Origin of the sequence: Microcoleus sp. CAWBG640, assembly GCF_020883015.1 — a bacterium.
In the GTDB taxonomy this organism is placed as follows: domain Bacteria; phylum Cyanobacteriota; class Cyanobacteriia; order Cyanobacteriales; family Microcoleaceae; genus Microcoleus; species Microcoleus anatoxicus.
The window spans coordinates 60655-78896 of sequence record NZ_JAHRFC010000026.1; the positions used below are offsets into that span (position 1 = coordinate 60655).

Here is an 18242-nt window from a genome sequence, read left to right on the forward strand (position 1 = left end):
TGCAAGAAAGCATCAAAATCCTTGACTGCTTTTTGATAGCTGCTGGTAACTTTTGCATAGTCAAGATCCTTAGCAGCAATATCAATATTCACCAAATCTGCAAACAAACTCTTGGTTAAATCAACGGCTTGTTGTTGATCTTTAGGTAACAAACTTACAGATACGGTTTTCATTGCGCCCCGCAAGTCGCCCAGAGGACCATGAATGTAAGTTCTGGTATCAACCCAGTTGCGTTTTTGAATTAGAGTTCCCAGGTTATCCATGCGCGATCGCAATTCTGTCAGAGTAGGAACATAACGCTGAATTTGCTGAACCTGCGCTGCTGTGTAAGTGGTGGGAACTTTTGCTTCCACACTGCTGCAACTTACGAGAAATGCCATCAGAAATGACATCATTAAGGCAAGAATTGAACGGAGACGAATCATGTCGATTTTAGATTTTATATTTTAGATTGCTCGTTGCAGGCACGCGGACACCGCCCTTGCTGAAAGCTCGTTCCCCGGCTCTGCCGATTGGTGACAACTTAACGTTAAACCGACCGTCTCTCTTGTTGTATCGAAGTCTCGATCCCCCCTAACCCCCCTTAATAAGGGGGGGATAAGATTCCGATCAAAGTCCCCCTTCTTAAGGGGGATTTAGGGGGATCTAGCCTCGACTAAAAGCGACATTTATTATGGGTTTCAGTCTTAAGTTGTCACCAATCGGCTCTGCCTGGAAACGCAGATGCTTTGGCTCTGCCTCGCTAACCCAGCACCGAAAGTGAGGTACAAAATGTTAGTTTACCTCTTTTCGGCGCAGAAAACCAATTAGAGCATCACCAACTTTTTCTGACCAATGTTCTTGAGGATAATGCCCTGCTTGTTCCACTTTGACCAACTCTGCATTTGGCAAGGAACTAACTAACTTTTGAACTGGTTCCACACTCAGCCAAGGGTCGGTTAATCCCCATACAAATAAGGTTGGTCTAGTCCATGCTGAAAATCCTGATTCAATTTCGGCCATTGACTGTGGCAATTGAATATTTCGGACTGTGTTCATGAGCGATCGCCCCGCATCGGAACTCTTCAAAAATGGACGGCGATAAACATCTAAATCCTTGTCTGATATGATTTGGCGACAGCCACCTTCTAAGGTTCTGTCCACCAAAAGTGGGTCTTGGGTCATCATATCACCAATAAAAGGCAGTCCTAATTGCTGCATTTTCCAAGGTAATTTTATATCTGCTGAAACAGGTGTATTAATGACTGCTAAACGTTCAATTTTATCGGGGTTGCGCAGGGCATATTGAATGCCTGCGGAAGCTAAAAATCCTTGGACTATTAGGTAAAATTTGTCTATTTCTAAAGCTTGAATAAAATCAGCTAATGCTTCAACAAAAGCATCGGGAGTGTAGGCAAAGTCGCGTTTGTCTGGTTTGGTCGATCGCCCATAACCGATCCAATCTGGTGCGATCGCCCGAAACCCGTTTGTCGCTAAATCGGGCATGATAGCAGTCCAAGTAAAACTCTGAGATGGCAAACCGTGCAGTAACAGCACAGGATCTTTATCAGTTTTGTTAAGCGGATTTGTTTCTCGATAAAACCATTCCAGGGACCCGGACTGGATTGTCTTTTCGTCAATTGACATTATTTTAAGAATTGGGAATTGGGAATTGGGAATGGGGAATGGGGAATTGGAATGGGGAATTGGGAATGGGGAATTGGGAATGGGGAATTGGGAATTGGAAATCAGAAACAGCTAAAGCATCTTGGTAATTGCTATCTATCAAACAAGAGGGCGGGTATTCCCCGCCCTCATTACCTAGTAGTAGAATGTCTAGGACACTTTACTGGCGATCGAGTTAAAGCCACTCTTAGAAATTCATTTCAGCAGCTTGAACTTTTTCGACCTGTTTCTTCTTGAGAACCAGCATGATTTGAGCCAACATGGTCAAGGCCAAGAAAGCCATCAACCCTTTAACGCGATCGGCACTTTGCAGCACAATCTCAACATCTTTTTGACCAAACCCGCCCACATTAGGATTGTTTGTCAAAGCTTCACCTGCTGTCACAGTTTGTCCTTCAGAAACAAGCAGTTCAGGGCCCGGAGGAATTGTCTCAACAACTGCTTCACCTTCTGTCGGTAGAATTGTTACTTCATAACCGCCATCTTCTGGTGTGGAAATTTTAGAAATTGTACCAGCTACCGAAGCATTATAAACAGTATTATTGCTTTTTGCGCCAGTAGGATAAACCTGACCGCGACCGCGGTTGCCGCCGACATAAATTAGGTATTTACCAAAGTGAACGGACTTGTCAGTTGCTGGATTTGGCGACAAAACTGGGAATACCAATTCTTTGTACTGATCTCCTGGCAGTGGGCCCACTAAAACAATATTTTCTTGGGTTTCGCTGTAAGGTTGGAAGTAAAGATCGCCGACTTTTTCCTTCATTTCTTCAGGAATTCTGTCTTCGGGAGCAATTTTGAAACCTTCGGGCAACATCACAACAGCGCCCACATTCAAGCCGCCTTTGCTACCATCGCCAACTACTTGTTGAACGTTGGTATCGTAGGGAACTTTGACAATAGCTTCAAAAACTGTGTCCGGCAAAACAGATTGGGGTACTTCTACTTCGGTGGGTTTGGCGCCGAGGTGACAGTTAGCGCAAACAATTTTGCCCGTTGCTTCGCGGGGAGTAGCGGGTGCTGTTTGCTGAGCCCAGAAAGGATAGGCTAGTGCTGCTTGGGGAAGTGCGATGTCGCTGCTGAGGAAAAATGCGGCGGCGGCGATCGCAACTATGGCAGTTTTGGCGATCGTCCGAGCACTGCGACGAAAAATCGCAGATAAATTAGTTTGTGGCATCAGAGTATTCAATCTCAAAGGTCTAACAATTTAGTCATTGGTCATTAGTCATTTGTCATTGGTTATTAGTCCTTGGTCATTAGTCCTTGGTCCTTGGTCATTAGTTGTTAGTTATGCGCATCGAAATATTTCCCAACTCCGACTTTTTTACCTACTAACTAATGACTGCTGACTGCTGACTAATGACTAATAACTATGACCACCAAGGGGCTTCCCCGGTGCGGAAGTCAGTTTCTGTCCAAGGAGTAAAAGCCAGCTTGTCATCTGCGACAGTGGCGTGGGCCAGGGCCAGAGACAAAGGTGCTGGACCCCGTACCACTTTCCCCTCACTGTTGTATTGAGAACCGTGGCAAGGACAGATAAACTTGTTTTCGCTAGCATTCCAAGGTACGACGCAGCCCAAGTGAGTGCAGACTGCATTGATGCCGTATTCGGCAAAAGATGAGTCTTTTTCCACCACAATATAAGTGGGGTCGCCTTTGAGACCTTGAGCTAGGCTGCGATCGCCCGCGGGATGGGAAGCCAAATATTCACTGACTACGATGTCGTTACCCAGGGCATCTTTAGCTGTTACCCCGCCACCTGCGGCTCCACTCGAAGGAGGAATAAAATAGTTGACAACAGGATAGAGTGCGCCCAGTGCCACACCTGTGACAGTACCGAACGTCAGCAAATTCATAAATTGGCGACGCCCCATATCGGGGACATCGGGATTTCCAGCAGAAGTTTGAGCCATGACCTGCCTTTGCGTTTTTAAGTTACGTTTGTTTGCGAGCTGTAGCTGTGAATCTGTTATGTGCAGACAACGGCAATCATTGCGGTCTGCTTTCACTTTCATCTCGGCTGTGAAAATTCCTTTTAAGAATGCAGCTTCCAGCCTTTATTAGAGTATTATTACATTTTTTGAACTTTGTCTTTTATTGTTTAAGAAATTCACTCAGGAGAAACCATGACGGGCAAGGATTTACACCAGCTATTAATACAAAAATGGGGAAAATCTTACGATATCAGATTGCGGCGGACGCGGGGCAAGATTTTTGTTCAAGTTATGTGGAGGTATCTGGAACAGGTGTCTTTCCCGATGACGGAGGCTGATTATTTTGAGCATTTAGACGCAGTGGCCAATTACCTCAACGGCTGGGGGAGCAGCGCACAGGTGAGAGAGTATATTGAAACTACTCGCGATCGCCCCCGTTTGGGCAAAGCTGTCAGCATCCCCCTAGATTTGGGGGAAAGAGCCTCGGAGTGGCTGCTGGACGAGTTTTGAATTTGTCAGTTGGCAGTTGACCGTTGGCAGTTGACCGTTGTCTGTTGTTAAGTTGTTGTGCATTTAAGTTCTATATTTCGATTTCATATCAAAAATCCTCTCCCCCACTCTCCCCCTCTCCCACTCTCCCACTCCCCCCATCGAACCCTCTCCCCACCGAGTACCACAACCTGCGACATAAAATCGGCAACACTTTCACATACAATGAGTTTCAGATATCCCGTGAAATTTAGGAGAATGTTGTAATGGGTGTTGCAGTTGGAATGGTTGAAGTCTTAGGACTTCCTGCTGCGGTAGAAGTTGCGGACTCAATGGTGAAAGCAGCCCGCGTTACTTTAGTTCGCTATGAGAAAATCACCCGTGCTTACTGGACAATTATAGTTCGAGGAGATATATCGGAAGTACAAGCCGCCGTTGCTGCGGGGATTGAATCAGTTAAAAAGGTCGATGGTGGAAAGTTGCTATCGTATCATATTATTGCTCGTCCCCACGAAAATCTGGATTACATTTTGCCCATCGGTTACACCCCAGAAGTAGAACAGTTCCGAATGTAGTTAAGGTTTTAGCAAAACTTTGATGTGGAATTTTAACATTTACTATTATAGAGACGCGGGCGATCGCATCTCTATATTTTTTAGACCAATAATTTAAAATTAGCAATTAACCCTTACAGCACTTATATCAAATCCGGTAACATCGTCCTGTATTCATCTCTCTTATCTCCCTCTGTGTTCTCTGCGTTCTAGTAAGGTTAAATCATTCCGATGCAGCCGGAAACGATATTACGCATGGGGGGTCAAAAACCCGGTTTCTGCGTGAATATCTGTCGAAAAAATCGACGATTTTTGGAAGAAACCGGGTTTTTTGCGTAAGCCCTACCTTAGCAATTTGGATGACTACCAGTCTGCAAACTTATCTGTTGCCTCGATTAAACAGGTGCGAATTCCCGGTTCGCTCATCGAATGTCCAGAATCGGGAACTATAATAAACTCAGCTTCAGGCCAAGCACGATGCAGTTCCCACGCCGATATCATCGGACAAACAACATCATATCTTCCCTGAACGATAACCGCCGGAATCTTGCGGATGCGATCGATATTTAAAAGCAATTTATCTTCCGGCTCTATAAATCCCTTGTTAATAAAATAATGGCACTCAATTCTGGCAAACGCCTCCGCAAAAGCATCAATTCCAAAGCTGTTTTGTATCTCTAAATCTGGAAATAACTTACTCGTACTCCCTTCCCAAATTGACCAAGCACGAGCCGCTTCTAATCTAATTTGAGCATCTGGACTCGTCAAGCGTTGATAATAAGCTGTTAGCAGATCATCCCTTTCATTGATGGGGATAGGTTTAACATATTCCTCCCAAGCATCCGGGAAAATACAACTTGCACCTTCCTGATAAAACCAGCGAATTTCTTTTTTTCTCAACATAAAAATACCGCGCAAGATTAAACCCTGACAACGGTCGGGATGGCTTTGACTGTAAGCTAAGGATAGAGTGCTTCCCCAACTACCACCAAAAACAACCCATTGTTGAATATTTAAATATTCTCGAAGTTTCTCAATATCGTTGACTAAATCCCAAGTTGTATTTTCTTGCAATTCTGCATGAGGTTTACTTTGACCGCAGCCGCGTTGGTCAAACATGACCAAACGCCATTTTTTAGGGTCAAAATATTGTCTGTAAACAGGCGGACATCCACCTCCTGGCCCCCCGTGTAGCAATACAATAGGTTTTCCCTCTGGGTTTCCCGACTCTTCAAAATGAATGGTATGGAGGTCAGAAACTTTGAGTTCTCCTTCGTGATAAGGTTGTCTGGGCGGGTAAAGTTCTCGCATTTTTTCAATTATTCATAATTAGAACGTGTTTATTTTACATCATTAAGAAATCAGCGTCCTAAAAGCTTCACCAAACCAACGCCGCCAAAATAAAGAGCCAGCACCGCACCTCCCAAAAGACTTTGAGTCAAAGGATCAGTTGAAGGCGTTAACACAGCTCCCAAAACAGCCGCCCCCAAGATTACATAGCGCCAAACAGACAACATTTGCTTAGAAGAAAAGATGCCAAAAACGCCGAGCAATACTAGGAAGATCGGGATTTGAAAAGCTAAGCCGGTGCAGAACATTAACAACAGTACAAATTTAAAGTATTTGTCGATCGACCACAACTGCTCTACAACATCGGCTCCGTAGGTGACAAAGAAATTGAGCGCCGCCGGAATCAAAGCGATGTAAGAAAATACTAACCCGCCTAAAAATAGGAAACTCGAACCGAAGAAAACAGGGCCGAGCAACCCGCGTTCTTTGCGAGTTAATCCAGGGAGAACAAATAGCGCTATTTGGTAAAAAATAAACGGACTGGCGAGGAGCAAACCGCTGTATCCGGCTACTTCGATAGAAACAAAGAAATACTCGCCGGGAGCTAGTTGCAGAAACTTGACGGGCCCGGCAGGTACTTCTAGCAATTTAACGATCGGTCTCACATATAAAAAGCAGCCCACTATACAGATTACTACTGCAATTAGTGAATAAAAAATTCGCCATCTTAATTCTTCTAAATGCTCGAACAAAGACATCTCAACTTCGTCGGGGAGTTCGTCGAGAAATTCGTTTTCCAAGTTGCGGGAGCCCATGAAACCCTCTGCGATTGGCATAATGCTGGGTTCGAGGTTATTGTCAAAATTTTGTTCGGATGTCTCCAAGTCTGAGGGGGATGTCATAAGGAATGGGGAATGGGGAATCGGGCATCGGGCATCGGGCATCGGGCATCGGGCCCAAAAGCATTGGCTTCAGTTATTATAACCAACAAATAACAGCCAACTACTGACTAATGACTACTGACTACTGACTTTTTCAATGCCGATCGCAATTTTGCCGACAGCCCGCCCCGTTTCGCTGTAAGCGTGGGCTGCTGCTACTTCTTCGAGGCTGTAAGTGCGATCGACAATCGGCTCAACTTTACCAGATTCGATTAATTCTCGCAAACTCCCTAAATCGCTGTTGTTAGCATTGGCTACAATTAGTTTGGCTTTTTTGCCAGACATAAACAAGCTTAGAAACATCGGTGCGAGGTTGTCGAAACTCGGTAAAGTCGAAATATAAACTCCCTCTGTCTGTAGCACATTTTCGCATTCAGCAAATGTTTTTTTACCGACAGCATCCAATATTATATCATACTTTTGTGTTTGTTTTGTAAAGTCAATTTCAGCATAATCTAGAACAAAATCCGCTCCCAAATTCTTGACAAAATCTTGATTCTTGGCGCTACAAATTCCTGTAACTTCGGCGTTCATCGCTTTGGCAATTTGCACTGCAAAAATGCCAACTCCGCCGGAAGCACCGTTAATCAATACCTTTTTTCCGGCTTGAATTTCACCCAAATCCCGGAGTGCTTGCAAAGCAGTTAAACCTGCAATTGGTACTCCTGCTGCTTCCGCATGAGTAACGTTTTGAGGTTTAATTGCCGCAGTAGATTCTGGTACAGCGCAGTATTGGGCACAAGCGCCACCGTTGAGGGGATTTAAGAAAGTATAAACCTCATCTCCCGGTTGAAATCGGGTGACATCTTGACCAACTTGTACCACAACTCCAGAGATGTCTGAGCCGACAATGCGAGGAAAGTTAAATCCTGACAATAGTTGCAGGTGTCCTTGCCGGATTTTCCAGTCTACGGGGTTGACGCTGCTAGCGCGAACTTGCACTAGCAATTGATCTGGTTTGATGGTTGGCTGTTCCACTTCTCGGTATTGCAATACCTCAATGTCGCCGTAGCGATCGAACACAACTGCTTGCATGGCGAATTTTTAGGTTTATTTCAAATATAACGCTCTATCCTGTAGAATTATATAGCAACGCCAAATCATTTGTGAATTTCTTACTCCCTCCCCTTGGTAAGGGGAGGGTTGGGGTGGGGTAAAAATATTTACGAATCATTTAGGATTGCTATAGCAACGCCAAATAATTTGTGAATTTCTTACTCCCTCCCCTTGGTAAGGGGAGGGCTGGGGTGGGGTAAAAATATTTACGACTCATTGCTATATATACCTCTTATCTTTCGTTTGTGAACAAGATTTGTTTTTTTTTAACCGCAGAGGGCGCAGAGAGCGCAGAGAGCGAGAAAAGATAGAGATAGAGTTTGTGTGTTTTGAGATTGTTACTATAAAGTACCTCTAAAGACTCACTGTTAAACTTTGGATGTTTGCCATAATTTATCACTTTAGCCAGAGGTTGAGCAAAATCTCAATGATTTATCTTTAAAATAACCAGATAGTCTGAGGTAAACTGATTATGACAACAAATAACGGAACCCAAACAAAACGAGTTGCCATACTCATTGAAAATGGAGTTGAGGACTCCGAGTTTTTAGTTCCTTATAATGCTTTAAAACAAGCAAATTTTGATGTGGTTGTCCTCGGTTCTCGCACCAACGAAAAGTATGCAGGAAAACTGGGCAAATTAGCCATGCAAGCTGACGGAACTACTACTGAAGCAGTAGCGACAGAATTTGATGCAGTGGTAATTCCTGGCGGTATGGCTCCCGATACTATGCGGACAAATCCTAATACCGTGGCATTTGTCAAAGAAGCTTTTGAAGCAGGAAAACTCGTGGCTGCTGTTTGTCACGGACCACAACTTTTGATTGAAGCTGATTTGCTAAAAGGCAAAAACGCCACAGGTTTTTTGGCAATTAAAACTGACATGATTAATGCCGGCGCGAACTACATTAACGAAGCTTTAGTCATTGACGGCAATTTAATTACTTCCCGGCAACCAGGAGATTTAGCAATATTTACCACTGCAATTTTATCTAGACTTGGTTACGGTGGTAAAGAAGTCGGTTTACCCGAAGAAACTGACAGCAATGCAGAATGGTGGAAATTAGCTAATGCCTGGGGTGGTTCCACCCAAGGTGATATTGTTAAAGGTTTGAATACCGCCTTGGCTGGGGAACGCTATGCTTGTGAAGCTTTTGAACATTATGCGGAAAAAACGCAAGATAGCGAATTGCGATCGCTCCTGACAGAAATGATTCAAAATAAACAACACCACATCATCGCCCTAGAAAGTCGTCTTAACGATTTCGGCGAAAAACCTTCGATTCCCGCCCAAATTGCTGATAAATACGCTAAGTTAAAAGCCTCGGTGCAAGGAACAGATGAACTGTTCTTGTTACGCAGCACTCTGGGGGATTTACAAACAGGGGTTGTCGATATCAACCACCTACGGGCTAAGTTTACCGATCCGGTATCAACTGCCATTTTTACAGAGATACAATCAGATTTGTCTAAATGCGAGCAAGCCGTTGCTAAAGTCTACCGCGCCCACGCTCTTTCCCAGGAAATTAAAGCTCCCAAACCTTCTACTAGCCCCGCTGTAAAAATGTAATCAGCACGCGGTTAAATAAGTTTGCAGTTGCACGGAATCAGAAATGAGTCAACGTGCAACTGCAAACTTGTGCTGTAAAAAATTAAATTTACTGATTTCAGGTAAAATAAAACCTAAGACTGAAAAGCAGGTACTCAAATAACCACACGGTGGAGGGTTTTATTCAATGGGTTCTATATTCGTTTCTGCCGGACACGGCGGCTTTGAAGGAAATCAGCGCGATCCAGGCGCCATGGCTTTTGGCACCACCGAAGCCCAGGAACTTATGCTAATTCGGGATTTATTAGTACCTGAATTACGGCGACGAGGCATAGAAACTTTCTCGGTCCCAGATACTCTGAGTTTAGTGCAAACTATCGCTTGGATCAACGACCGCTGTCGCGCCGGAGATGTCGCTCTAGAAATGCACGCTGATGCTTTTTCCAATCCCCAGGTTCGCGGTGCCAGTGTGTTTTATATTGGCAGTAATCCTAAGCGAAAAGCTGATGCTGATTTAATCTTAAATGGCTATTTGCGACGTCTCCCAGGTATGGTCAGTCGTGGTTCAAAAGCAGACACTGAAGCCGGTGTTGGTAGTCTGGGATTTTGTCGGCGAGTGGCCATCCCTTCTCTGCTGATAGAACTCGGTTTTTTGACTAATATCGATGACTTGCGAACTTTTCAAACTCGCCGCCCGGATATTGCTCTCGGATTGGCTGATGGACTCGAAGCTTGGTTAAAAAATACGGGTTTGAAACCCTTACCGACACCCACACCCACACCTACACCTCCACCCGCACCTACACCTCCACCCACACCTACACCTCCACCCACACCCACACCTCCACCCACACCTACACCTCCACCCACACCCATAAGTTATCCACCAATTAATATCAACATTAACGGTGCACCCCACGAAGAGAAAGGTATTTTGGTGAATGGAAATGCTTTTGTTCCGTCAGAAGTTCTGGATATTTTTGATATCGAACCCGCTGCGCTTGACAGGCGGATTACTTACAATGGAATTGTATTTGTGCGAGCGATCGATTTGCGCGATCGCGATATTGCCGTAGCCTGGGATCAGTCCACAACCTCCGTATCCTTGCGATCGCGCCGTGATATCCTTTCAGGAGTGGGAAAAATCATGAATCGCGGTCAAACTACTGCCCAACAAATGACAGTATTCCTGACCAAAAACAACAGCAAAGCCCTGACCCAATTTCCCAATTTACCTCAAATTTACATCCAAGAAGCAGCGGCAGAAAACGTCAACCATGACCTAGCATTTTGCCAAATGTGTGTAGAAACAAATTTTCTCAACTTTGGCGGTTCTGTGAAACCGGAACAATTTAACTTTGCTGACATGGGAGTCATCAACGCTACCAGTTCCGGCCTCTCCTTTCCCGATGCCCGGACAGGAGTCAGAGCTCACATTCAGCATCTCAAAGCTTACGGTAGCACAGAACCAATCAACCAACCTTTAGTTAAAGAAAACCTGCGTTTTAAATTTGTCAAGCGGGGTGTCGCCCCCACGGTGAATGAATTGGTAGGACGCTGGAATGCCGACCCCCAATACGCCCAAAAAATCCTGAATACAATCCGGTTGTTGTATGAAAATGCTGGTTTGTTATAACTAAGATCTTGCACTAATATCAAGAACAGGCTCTCCAGCCTGTTTTTGATATTAGTGAGTTTTCTTTCTCGTTCTTTCTCGTTACCAGGCTCTGCCTGGTAACGCAGATCCAGAGGCTTCGCCTCAACTAAAAAAAATTTCAGATGTTAATTTTAAATCCCTCAACATAATTATGGTTTCCAACAGTATCAGCTTCTCCGACATTGAAAATCATTGGGCGAGACAATTCATTGAAGGCTTAATGGAACGAGCAATTGTCAGCGGTTTGCCCGATCGCACTTTTAGTCCTAACACTAACTTAACCCGCGCCCAATTTGCCACCATAGTCAGCAAAGCATTTCCCACACCAGACAAACAAACATACCTACCCTTTGCCGACGTTCCCACTACCTACTGGGCAGCACCAGCCATTCAAACAGCATTTAAAAGAGGCTTTATATCTGGCTATCCCAATAATTTATTTAAGCCAGAAAATAAAATTACCAGAGTCGAGGCTTTCTTGGCTTTAGTCAGCGGTATTTTCGACGCAAATACTGCCCCGCCGACCAATCTTGTCCTATCCAACATCTATCAAGATAGCACAGAAATTCCCAACTACGCCAAAAGTGCGATCGCCCTAGCAACTCAATCAGAAATAGTCGTCAATTATCCCAACTTAAAATTATTAAATCCCGCGGGAAACGCCACACGAGCCGATGTTTGCGCCTGGGTTTATCAAGCATTAGTTTATTTAAAAAGAGCGCCCAAAATTCCCTCACAATACATCGTAACCATCGGCAAAACTCCCCCACCACCACTACCAACAGTGCAAGTCAGTCATCAGCGAGAATTTCGCGCAGCCTGGGTAACAACTGTCTGGAATATTGACTGGCCATCCAGCGCCAAACTCTCAACCGAACAGCAAAAAAACGAACTGCTGAAAATCCTTGACAGATTAGCAGACATGAATTTTAATGCTGTCATCCTTCAAATCCGACCATCGGGAGATGCCCTTTACGCATCAGAATTAGAACCTTGGAGTGCTTGGCTGATAGGAACCCAAGGAAAGCCCCCCCAACCTTATTATGACCCTTTAGAATTTGCCATTACTGAAAGCCACAAACGCAACATAGAAGTTCATGCTTGGTTAAATCCCTACCGCGCCAAAGTTTCTAGCAAAACCCCCGCCACCGTCAGTCCTCACATCTCAGTAACTAATCCCGAATGTGTTTATGCTTGGGGCGATCAATTGTGGATGGACCCCGGAATTCCGACAGTTCAAGACCGGACTTACAAGGTAATTCTAGACGTAGTGAAGCGCTATGATATAGATGGTATTCACTTTGACGATTACTTCTATCCTTATCCGGTTGCGGGCAAAGAATTTCCTGACAGCAAGACCTACAATAATTATCGATCGCAAGGAGGGAAACTGAGTCTGGGAGACTGGCGTAGGGAAAATGTCAATAGCTTAATTAAAAGAGTAGCAGAAGGCATTAAGTCCAGCAAATCTCATGTTAAATTTGGCATCAGTCCCTTCGGCATTTATCGCCCAGGACAACCACCGGGAAGTCGCGGTTTAGATACTTACGAAGAACTTTATGCTGACTCGAAAAAATGGTTAGAATTAGGTTGGGTAGATTACCTAACTCCGCAACTTTACTGGCGCATAGACGAAACTGCTCAAAGTTATCCAATGCTGTTAAATTGGTGGGTAGCAAACAACCCTAAACAAAAACATATTTACGCTGGAAACAACTTAGGCTTACTTGATGGTAATAAGTGGACGGTTGCCGAAATCAACAAACAAATTCAGATCACGCGCAACCTAGATGAAAAGTTAGCGTTGGGCAATATATTTTTCAGCATGAAATCATTTACTGACAATCGCCAGCAAATTTATGATAATTTAAAAGCGACTACCTATGCTAACTTGGCACTCGTTCCGGCGATGCCTTGGCTAAAGGGAACTCCGCCACCTACTCCGACAGGAATTGAAGTCAAAAAAGTGGCCAATAGCACTGTTTTGAGTTGGAACAATTCAGCCGGAAATAATATCTGCTCTTGGACAATTTATCAGAAAAATGGTAATAGTTGGAAATTGATGAGAATTCTGAATGGAGAGACAGCAGAAATAGCAATCCAACCGGGAACCTATGCTTTGTGCGCCGTAAGTAGAATGGCGGTGGAAAGTGCGGGAGTTGTGGTAGTTATTAGTCAATAGTAATTGGTAATTGGTAATTGGTAATTGGTAATTGGTAACAACAGACAACAGTCAACAGTCAAGCCTGAACCCTGAACCCTCAGCAATTATCTTCCTCTAGACAGGAGACATCCTGAGAATAGATGCGCTATCCTAGGGTGAATATTTTAATCACAAAAAAATCCTATGGTTCCCTTGCGCGATGAAAACCCAACACGCATCACTCCCTATGTCACCTATGGACTGATTGCTGCAAATGTGTTAGTATTTTTGTACGAATTAACTTTGGGCGATCGCCAATTAACGCAATTCTTCTACTCCTGGGCCGTAGTACCTTGTCAGCTAACTAATATCTGTCGAGTTTCTCTACCCGCTTCGCCCTTTCCCGAATGGACAACGCTAATTTCTTCCCAATTCCTACACGCTGGCTTTCTGCACGTCGCCGGAAATATGTTATTTCTCTGGATTTTTGGCAACAATGTAGAAGACCGTTTAGGACACATAAAGTTTATAATATTTTACCTTACTTGTGGCGTTTTAGCATCCCTAACTCAGTGGTTTTTTGCCTCAGCATCGGCTATTCCTTCTCTGGGTGCTAGCGGTGCGATCGCAGGTGTCATGGGAGCTTATATTCTACGATATCCCCAAGCCAAAGTTCTAACATTACTCCCCTTGGGAATCTTTATTACTACTGTCAGAATACCTGCTTTCTTTTTTCTAGGATTTTGGTTTGTACAGCAGGCATTTAACGGCCTTGCTTCTTTGAATGCGCCCGCTAATGTGGGTATGGAATCTGGGGGAGTTGCCTACTGGGCCCATGCTGGTGGGTTTGTTTTTGGTGCTATTCTCGGCCCTTTGTTGGGGCTGTTTTCTGAAGATAAGGAGATTTAGTGATTAGTTAGTAGTTATATCAATTCCGGTTGTATCGGAATGATTTAACCGCGAAGGCGCGAAGTACGCGAAGCAAGAGAAGAGAGAGTTTAATACAGGACGATGAAGAGAGGATTTGATATTATTGGTTATTTGTGATTTGCAGGGTCAAGCAAATCACAAATAACCCGTAACCACTAACTAATGACTTTGTTTCTAGATGAAAGTAAAGTCAAATCCTGATAAAGAAGAAACGCCTGTTACACCGTTTAACTTCGCCAAAATCCGAGAATCACTGCCAGTGACATTATTGCCATTGCCATCATAAATGATGTAAGTGTTGCCACCAGTGTCATAGGCAAATAAGAATGCTGTTCCTCCTAAAATATTAGATGAAACTGTTGTTTGCACGGGGAGTAAAACTTGGTTAGTGCTGCTGACATTCCCGAATCCGGGGGCAAAATTAAATTGATCGGCGATCGGCACTCCCAGACCAGTAAAATCTGTAATTAAATCATATCCACCTGCTGCGATCGCAGCATTGATTGCAGCCGAAGAAGCAGCATCAAACACCGGCCCTCCTGAATCAGGACTGGTATACCGGAATTGATTGCTACCACCGCCACCAGTCATAGTATCGACCCCTGGGCCACCTATGAGTACGTCGTTATCCAAACCGCCGTTAATCGTATCGTTGCCACCTCTACCGTCGATCGTATCGCTGCCGGCCAAACCGTTAAAGTTATCAGCCAAAGAGCCGCCAATTAGATTGTTTGGCCCGCTATCTCCTGGCAATATTTGAACGGTGACAACACCGGTGCCTGGAGTTGTGCCGAATCCGTCGCTGATGTTGTAGCTAAAAGTAGTGCTACCGGGTACATTACCGGGGATGAATTGCACCTGAGAGACTAGATTTACGGCTATCCCCAGTTTCGGTGTGCCGACGTTGATGATGTTGAGTTTCCCATTTTGCGGGCTGACATCGTTGGCTAGCACGTCGATGAATGTCGGTAGCAAATTGTTGGTATTTGTGAATACGATGCCGTCATCAACTGCGATCGGACTTAGGTTAGTTGGAGTAGTTACCGATGTATTGAAAGAATTGATGTTAATTGCGACTGCTGCTGCTGCTGTGCCACCCTGTTCGTCAGTGACGCTGTAGCTGAAAGATCCCGCTTGTCCGATGACATCTGTTGCGGGTGTGAAATTCAGTCCGACTAATTCTTGAACGGTCAATTTTTGGTTGACGGCGATCGGGATTGTACCAGTAACCACTAAACCGAATTTAGGATTTGGCAGTTGGGTGACAGTGGCTGACACGGACTGGCCCTCCGGGTCACTAGGGGCGGAAATGCTTAGAGACAGAGGCAAATTCTGGAAACCTGTTATCGTTTTGCCACTTTCGACGATGGGCGGCTGGTTAGGAGTTGGTGATGGAAAAGCCGGCGGAGTTGGACTCGGCAAAGTGGGAGTTGGGACGATGGAAGAACTCGGACTTGGACTCGGACTCGGACTCGGACTCGGACTTGGAACCAGTGTTGGTAATGTTCCTGGTGTCGGACTCGCGGTTGTCCCTGCTGATGTTGTGGGTGTAGGAGTTGTGGTTGCTGGTGTAGGAGTTGTGGTTGCTGGTGTAGGAGTTGTGGTTGCTGGTGTAGGAGTTGTGGTTGCTGGTGTGGGAGTTGTGGTTGCTGGTGTGGGAGTTGTGGTTGCTGGTGTGGGAGTTGTGGTTGCTGGTGTGGGAGTTGTGGTTGCTGGTGTGGGACTTGTGGTTGTGCCAGTAGTAGAAGTCGTTGTTCCAGTATTAGAAGTCGTTGTGCCAGTGCTGGAAGTCGTTGTCCCAGTTGTGGAAGTCGTTGTCCCAGTTGTGGAAGTTCTTGTGCCAGTGGTGGAAGTCGTTGTGCCAGTGGTGGAAGTCGTTGTCCCAGTAGTAGAAGTCGTTGTCCCAGTGGTGGAAGTTCTTGTGCCAGTTGTGGAAGTCGTTGTCCCAGTTGTGGAAGTCGTTGTGCCAGTGGTGGAAGTCGTTGTCCCCTGAATGATGAAGGGATTGTCATCTACGCGGGGTATTTGAGCTGTCGTGAACTTAGATTCATCTAGCGCGTTAGCCCTAACATCAATTAAGACCGCCAAAAATTCACCAGTGCGCTTGTCTTGAATAATTGTGTTGCTAGAATTCGATCCTTGACCCTGAAAGATATTTAAGTCTGTAAAGCTCAAACCTCCAGCTAGACCGATCGAATCTCCAGCCTTAAAATCTGTAATTAAATCAGCATCGCCAATTTGAGGTCCACCAGTAGTCAGAAAACCGCTACCCCCAGCGGATGTGCCCACCCTACCGAGAATAAAGATATCCGCACCATCGCCTCCTGTCAGAGTATCAGTACCGCGATCGCCCGCCATAACATCATCTCCTGCGCCACCAGACACAGAATCATTGCCATCCCCCCCAAAGAGTCGGTCATCTCCATCGCCGCCATCAGCAGTATCATTGCCTACGCCGCCACTGATGATGTCTCCACCCTCTCCACCAAACAGCAAATCAGTGCCAGCACCGCCCTGCAAACAATCGTTGCCGGTATCGCCAAAAATACTGTCATTGCCCTTGTCGCCAAAAATTAAGTCGCCCTCGCCACCTCCGCGCAGAGAGTCATTCCCCTTACCGCCATAGAGTGTGTCATCACCTTCACTACCCAAGACAGTATCGTTGCCTTGGTCGCCAAAAACTTGATCGTTACCCCGATCGCCAATTACCAGGTCATCATCTTTACCACCCCGTGCGGTATCATTACCAGGGCCGCCATCAACTATATCCTTGCCGGCTCCACCGTTGAGATAATCATTACCATCCTCCCCTCTGAGTAAATCATCCCCATCGCGACCGAGAATTGTGTCATCCCCTTCACGGCTGGAAATGGTGTCATTGAACAAGCTACCGATGAAATAGTCAGCGATGCTGCTTCCTACCACTATGCCATCGACAAATATCGGTGTGGGGGGGGTCGGAGGGGCGATCGGAGTTGGTCGTGATACAGGCGTTATCGAAATCGTCGTTGTACCGGTAGATGAAGTTGTTGTACCGGGCGATGAAGTCGTTGTACCGGGCGATGAAGTCGTTGTACCGGTAGATGAAGTCGTTGTACCGGTAGATGAAGTCGTTGTACCAGTAGATGAAGTCGTTGTACCAGTAGATGAAGTTGTGGTACCGGTAGATGAAGTCGTTGTACCGGTAGATGAAGTCGTTGTAGCTGGTTGATTCTCTAACAGGAACAATGGGTCCCCTCTCAGAAAAGCTGCTGGTACTGCACTTGGCATAATTCCGCCTCCTTGCGACACTACTCAAAAATCAAACAATCGATTCTCAACAAGTCTTTTATGGGCGGGCTATAAGAGCCCACCCCCCAATCAAATTCATTCTTGGTGGAACAGGCAGGATGCCTGCTCTTAAGAATCATAACAATCTAAAATCTCAGGCTAGATAAACTTAAACTGCGACGCAGTAATCACCGTGCTCAGAGAACCTGGGACTGTAGGAATAGAATTCAACACAGCCAAATCAAAAGCTGGGAGACTGTCATCAGCAGCATTCGGGTCGAAGCCGAGAACATACTTGTTGAAAGTATTATTCAGATACACAAAGAAAGCTCCTGTTTTGCCCGAACCATTCTGATTTTTCAATACAGCATTCACTGCTTGAGCATTGTCGAATTTATTTTCAAACAAAATGACCGATTGCTTGCTGATATTGTCTCCACCACTGCCAATATTTCTGACAATAAAACTGGTGAAATCGTTAGCAGTGCCAGAGTTAGTAAAGCCACCAAAGTTTGCAGACCTGAACAAGAAGTTATCGTTGCCATTACCGTTGTTAAAATCAGCAATAATATCCACACCTTCGTTAGGAGTCTCGTAGTAGAAGAAATCATTGCCAACATCCCCCGTGAGTAAGTCAGAACCAGCACCGCCGCCGATAATATCATTGCCCGCACCGCCAGAAAGCGAGTCATTGTCATCAGCACCCAACAGCAAGTCGTTGCCGAAGCCGCCACTCAGACTATCGCTGCCAATGCCACCATCGA

At 45.3% G+C, this 18242-nt stretch carries 15 protein-coding genes and 1 pseudogene; 7 read left to right on the forward strand and 9 right to left on the reverse strand.

Features of this window, described 5'->3' with window-relative positions; genetic code table 11:
• The 4 genes from psbQ to AAFP11_RS15250 all read right to left on the reverse strand — a co-directional run.
• Positions 1-425: photosystem II protein PsbQ (gene psbQ / locus AAFP11_RS15235; RefSeq protein WP_341737829.1), on the reverse strand; the 425-nt coding region annotated here is incomplete at its 3' end.
• Between the two features lie 349 nt (positions 426-774).
• Positions 775-1626 carry an alpha/beta fold hydrolase gene (locus AAFP11_RS15240; RefSeq protein WP_341737830.1) on the reverse strand — a complete coding sequence of 284 codons (852 nt, stop codon included), beginning with the start codon at positions 1624-1626 and terminating at the stop codon, positions 775-777.
• Between the two features lie 226 nt (positions 1627-1852).
• A complete protein-coding gene (gene petA, locus AAFP11_RS15245; protein ID WP_341737831.1) occupies positions 1853-2842 on the reverse strand; it encodes an apocytochrome f in 990 nt (329 codons plus the stop codon).
• Positions 2843-3035: 193 nt separating this feature from the next.
• A complete protein-coding gene (locus AAFP11_RS15250) occupies positions 3036-3578 on the reverse strand; it encodes a cytochrome b6-f complex iron-sulfur subunit (RefSeq protein WP_341737832.1) in 543 nt (180 codons plus the stop codon).
• 213 nt (positions 3579-3791) lie between these two features.
• Here AAFP11_RS15250 and AAFP11_RS15255 point away from each other — a divergent pair, with 213 nt between their 5' ends.
• Complete coding sequence (locus AAFP11_RS15255; protein ID WP_341737833.1) at positions 3792-4109, forward strand: DUF3067 family protein; 318 nt, start codon at positions 3792-3794, stop codon at positions 4107-4109.
• Positions 4110-4354: 245 nt separating this feature from the next.
• Positions 4355-4663 carry a carbon dioxide-concentrating mechanism protein CcmK gene (locus AAFP11_RS15260; protein ID WP_341737834.1) on the forward strand — a complete coding sequence of 103 codons (309 nt, stop codon included), beginning with the start codon at positions 4355-4357 and terminating at the stop codon, positions 4661-4663.
• Between the two features lie 342 nt (positions 4664-5005).
• Here AAFP11_RS15260 and pip read toward each other — a convergent pair whose 3' ends face one another.
• The 3 genes from pip to AAFP11_RS15275 all read right to left on the reverse strand — a co-directional run bounded on the left by pip (position 5006) and on the right by AAFP11_RS15275 (position 7908).
• Positions 5006-5953: a prolyl aminopeptidase gene (pip, locus tag AAFP11_RS15265; protein WP_341737835.1), complete on the reverse strand. Its 948-nt coding sequence runs from the start codon at positions 5951-5953 to the stop codon at positions 5006-5008.
• Positions 5954-6003: 50 nt separating this feature from the next.
• Entirely contained in the window at positions 6004-6834 is an 831-nt protein-coding gene (gene tatC, locus AAFP11_RS15270) for a twin-arginine translocase subunit TatC (protein ID WP_341737836.1), read from the reverse strand.
• Positions 6835-6948: 114 nt separating this feature from the next.
• A complete protein-coding gene (locus AAFP11_RS15275) occupies positions 6949-7908 on the reverse strand; it encodes an NAD(P)-dependent alcohol dehydrogenase (protein WP_341737837.1) in 960 nt (319 codons plus the stop codon).
• Between the two features lie 493 nt (positions 7909-8401).
• Here AAFP11_RS15275 and AAFP11_RS15280 point away from each other — a divergent pair, with 493 nt between their 5' ends.
• The 4 genes from AAFP11_RS15280 (at position 8402) to AAFP11_RS15295 (ending at position 14187) form a co-directional block, all read left to right on the forward strand.
• The gene (locus tag AAFP11_RS15280) at positions 8402-9499 is read left to right on the forward strand and encodes a DJ-1/PfpI/YhbO family deglycase/protease (protein ID WP_341737838.1); all 1098 of its coding nucleotides are present in this window, start codon (positions 8402-8404) and stop codon (positions 9497-9499) included.
• 166 nt (positions 9500-9665) lie between these two features.
• Positions 9666-11114: an N-acetylmuramoyl-L-alanine amidase gene (locus tag AAFP11_RS15285; RefSeq protein ID WP_341737839.1), complete on the forward strand. Its 1449-nt coding sequence runs from the start codon at positions 9666-9668 to the stop codon at positions 11112-11114.
• 172 nt (positions 11115-11286) lie between these two features.
• On the forward strand, positions 11287-13317 hold the full coding sequence (locus tag AAFP11_RS15290; RefSeq protein ID WP_341737840.1) for a family 10 glycosylhydrolase: 2031 nt from the start codon (positions 11287-11289) through the stop codon (positions 13315-13317).
• A 165-nt stretch (positions 13318-13482) separates the two neighbouring features.
• Entirely contained in the window at positions 13483-14187 is a 705-nt protein-coding gene (locus tag AAFP11_RS15295) for a rhomboid family intramembrane serine protease (protein WP_341737841.1), read from the forward strand.
• A 195-nt stretch (positions 14188-14382) separates the two neighbouring features.
• Here AAFP11_RS15295 and AAFP11_RS15300 read toward each other — a convergent pair whose 3' ends face one another.
• A complete protein-coding gene (locus AAFP11_RS15300; RefSeq protein ID WP_341737842.1) occupies positions 14383-17133 on the reverse strand; it encodes a calcium-binding protein in 2751 nt (916 codons plus the stop codon).
• On the opposite strand from AAFP11_RS15300, the gene AAFP11_RS15305 reads away from it, so the two are divergent.
• Positions 17117-17419: a hypothetical protein gene (locus AAFP11_RS15305; protein WP_341737843.1), complete on the forward strand. Its 303-nt coding sequence runs from the start codon at positions 17117-17119 to the stop codon at positions 17417-17419. The two genes, AAFP11_RS15300 and AAFP11_RS15305, sit on opposite strands and share 17 nt — an antisense overlap.
• Positions 17420-17637: 218 nt before the next feature.
• On the opposite strand, the pseudogene AAFP11_RS15310 reads toward AAFP11_RS15305, so the two are convergent.
• Positions 17638-18242: pseudogene (locus AAFP11_RS15310) on the reverse strand (calcium-binding protein); the annotation flags it as partial.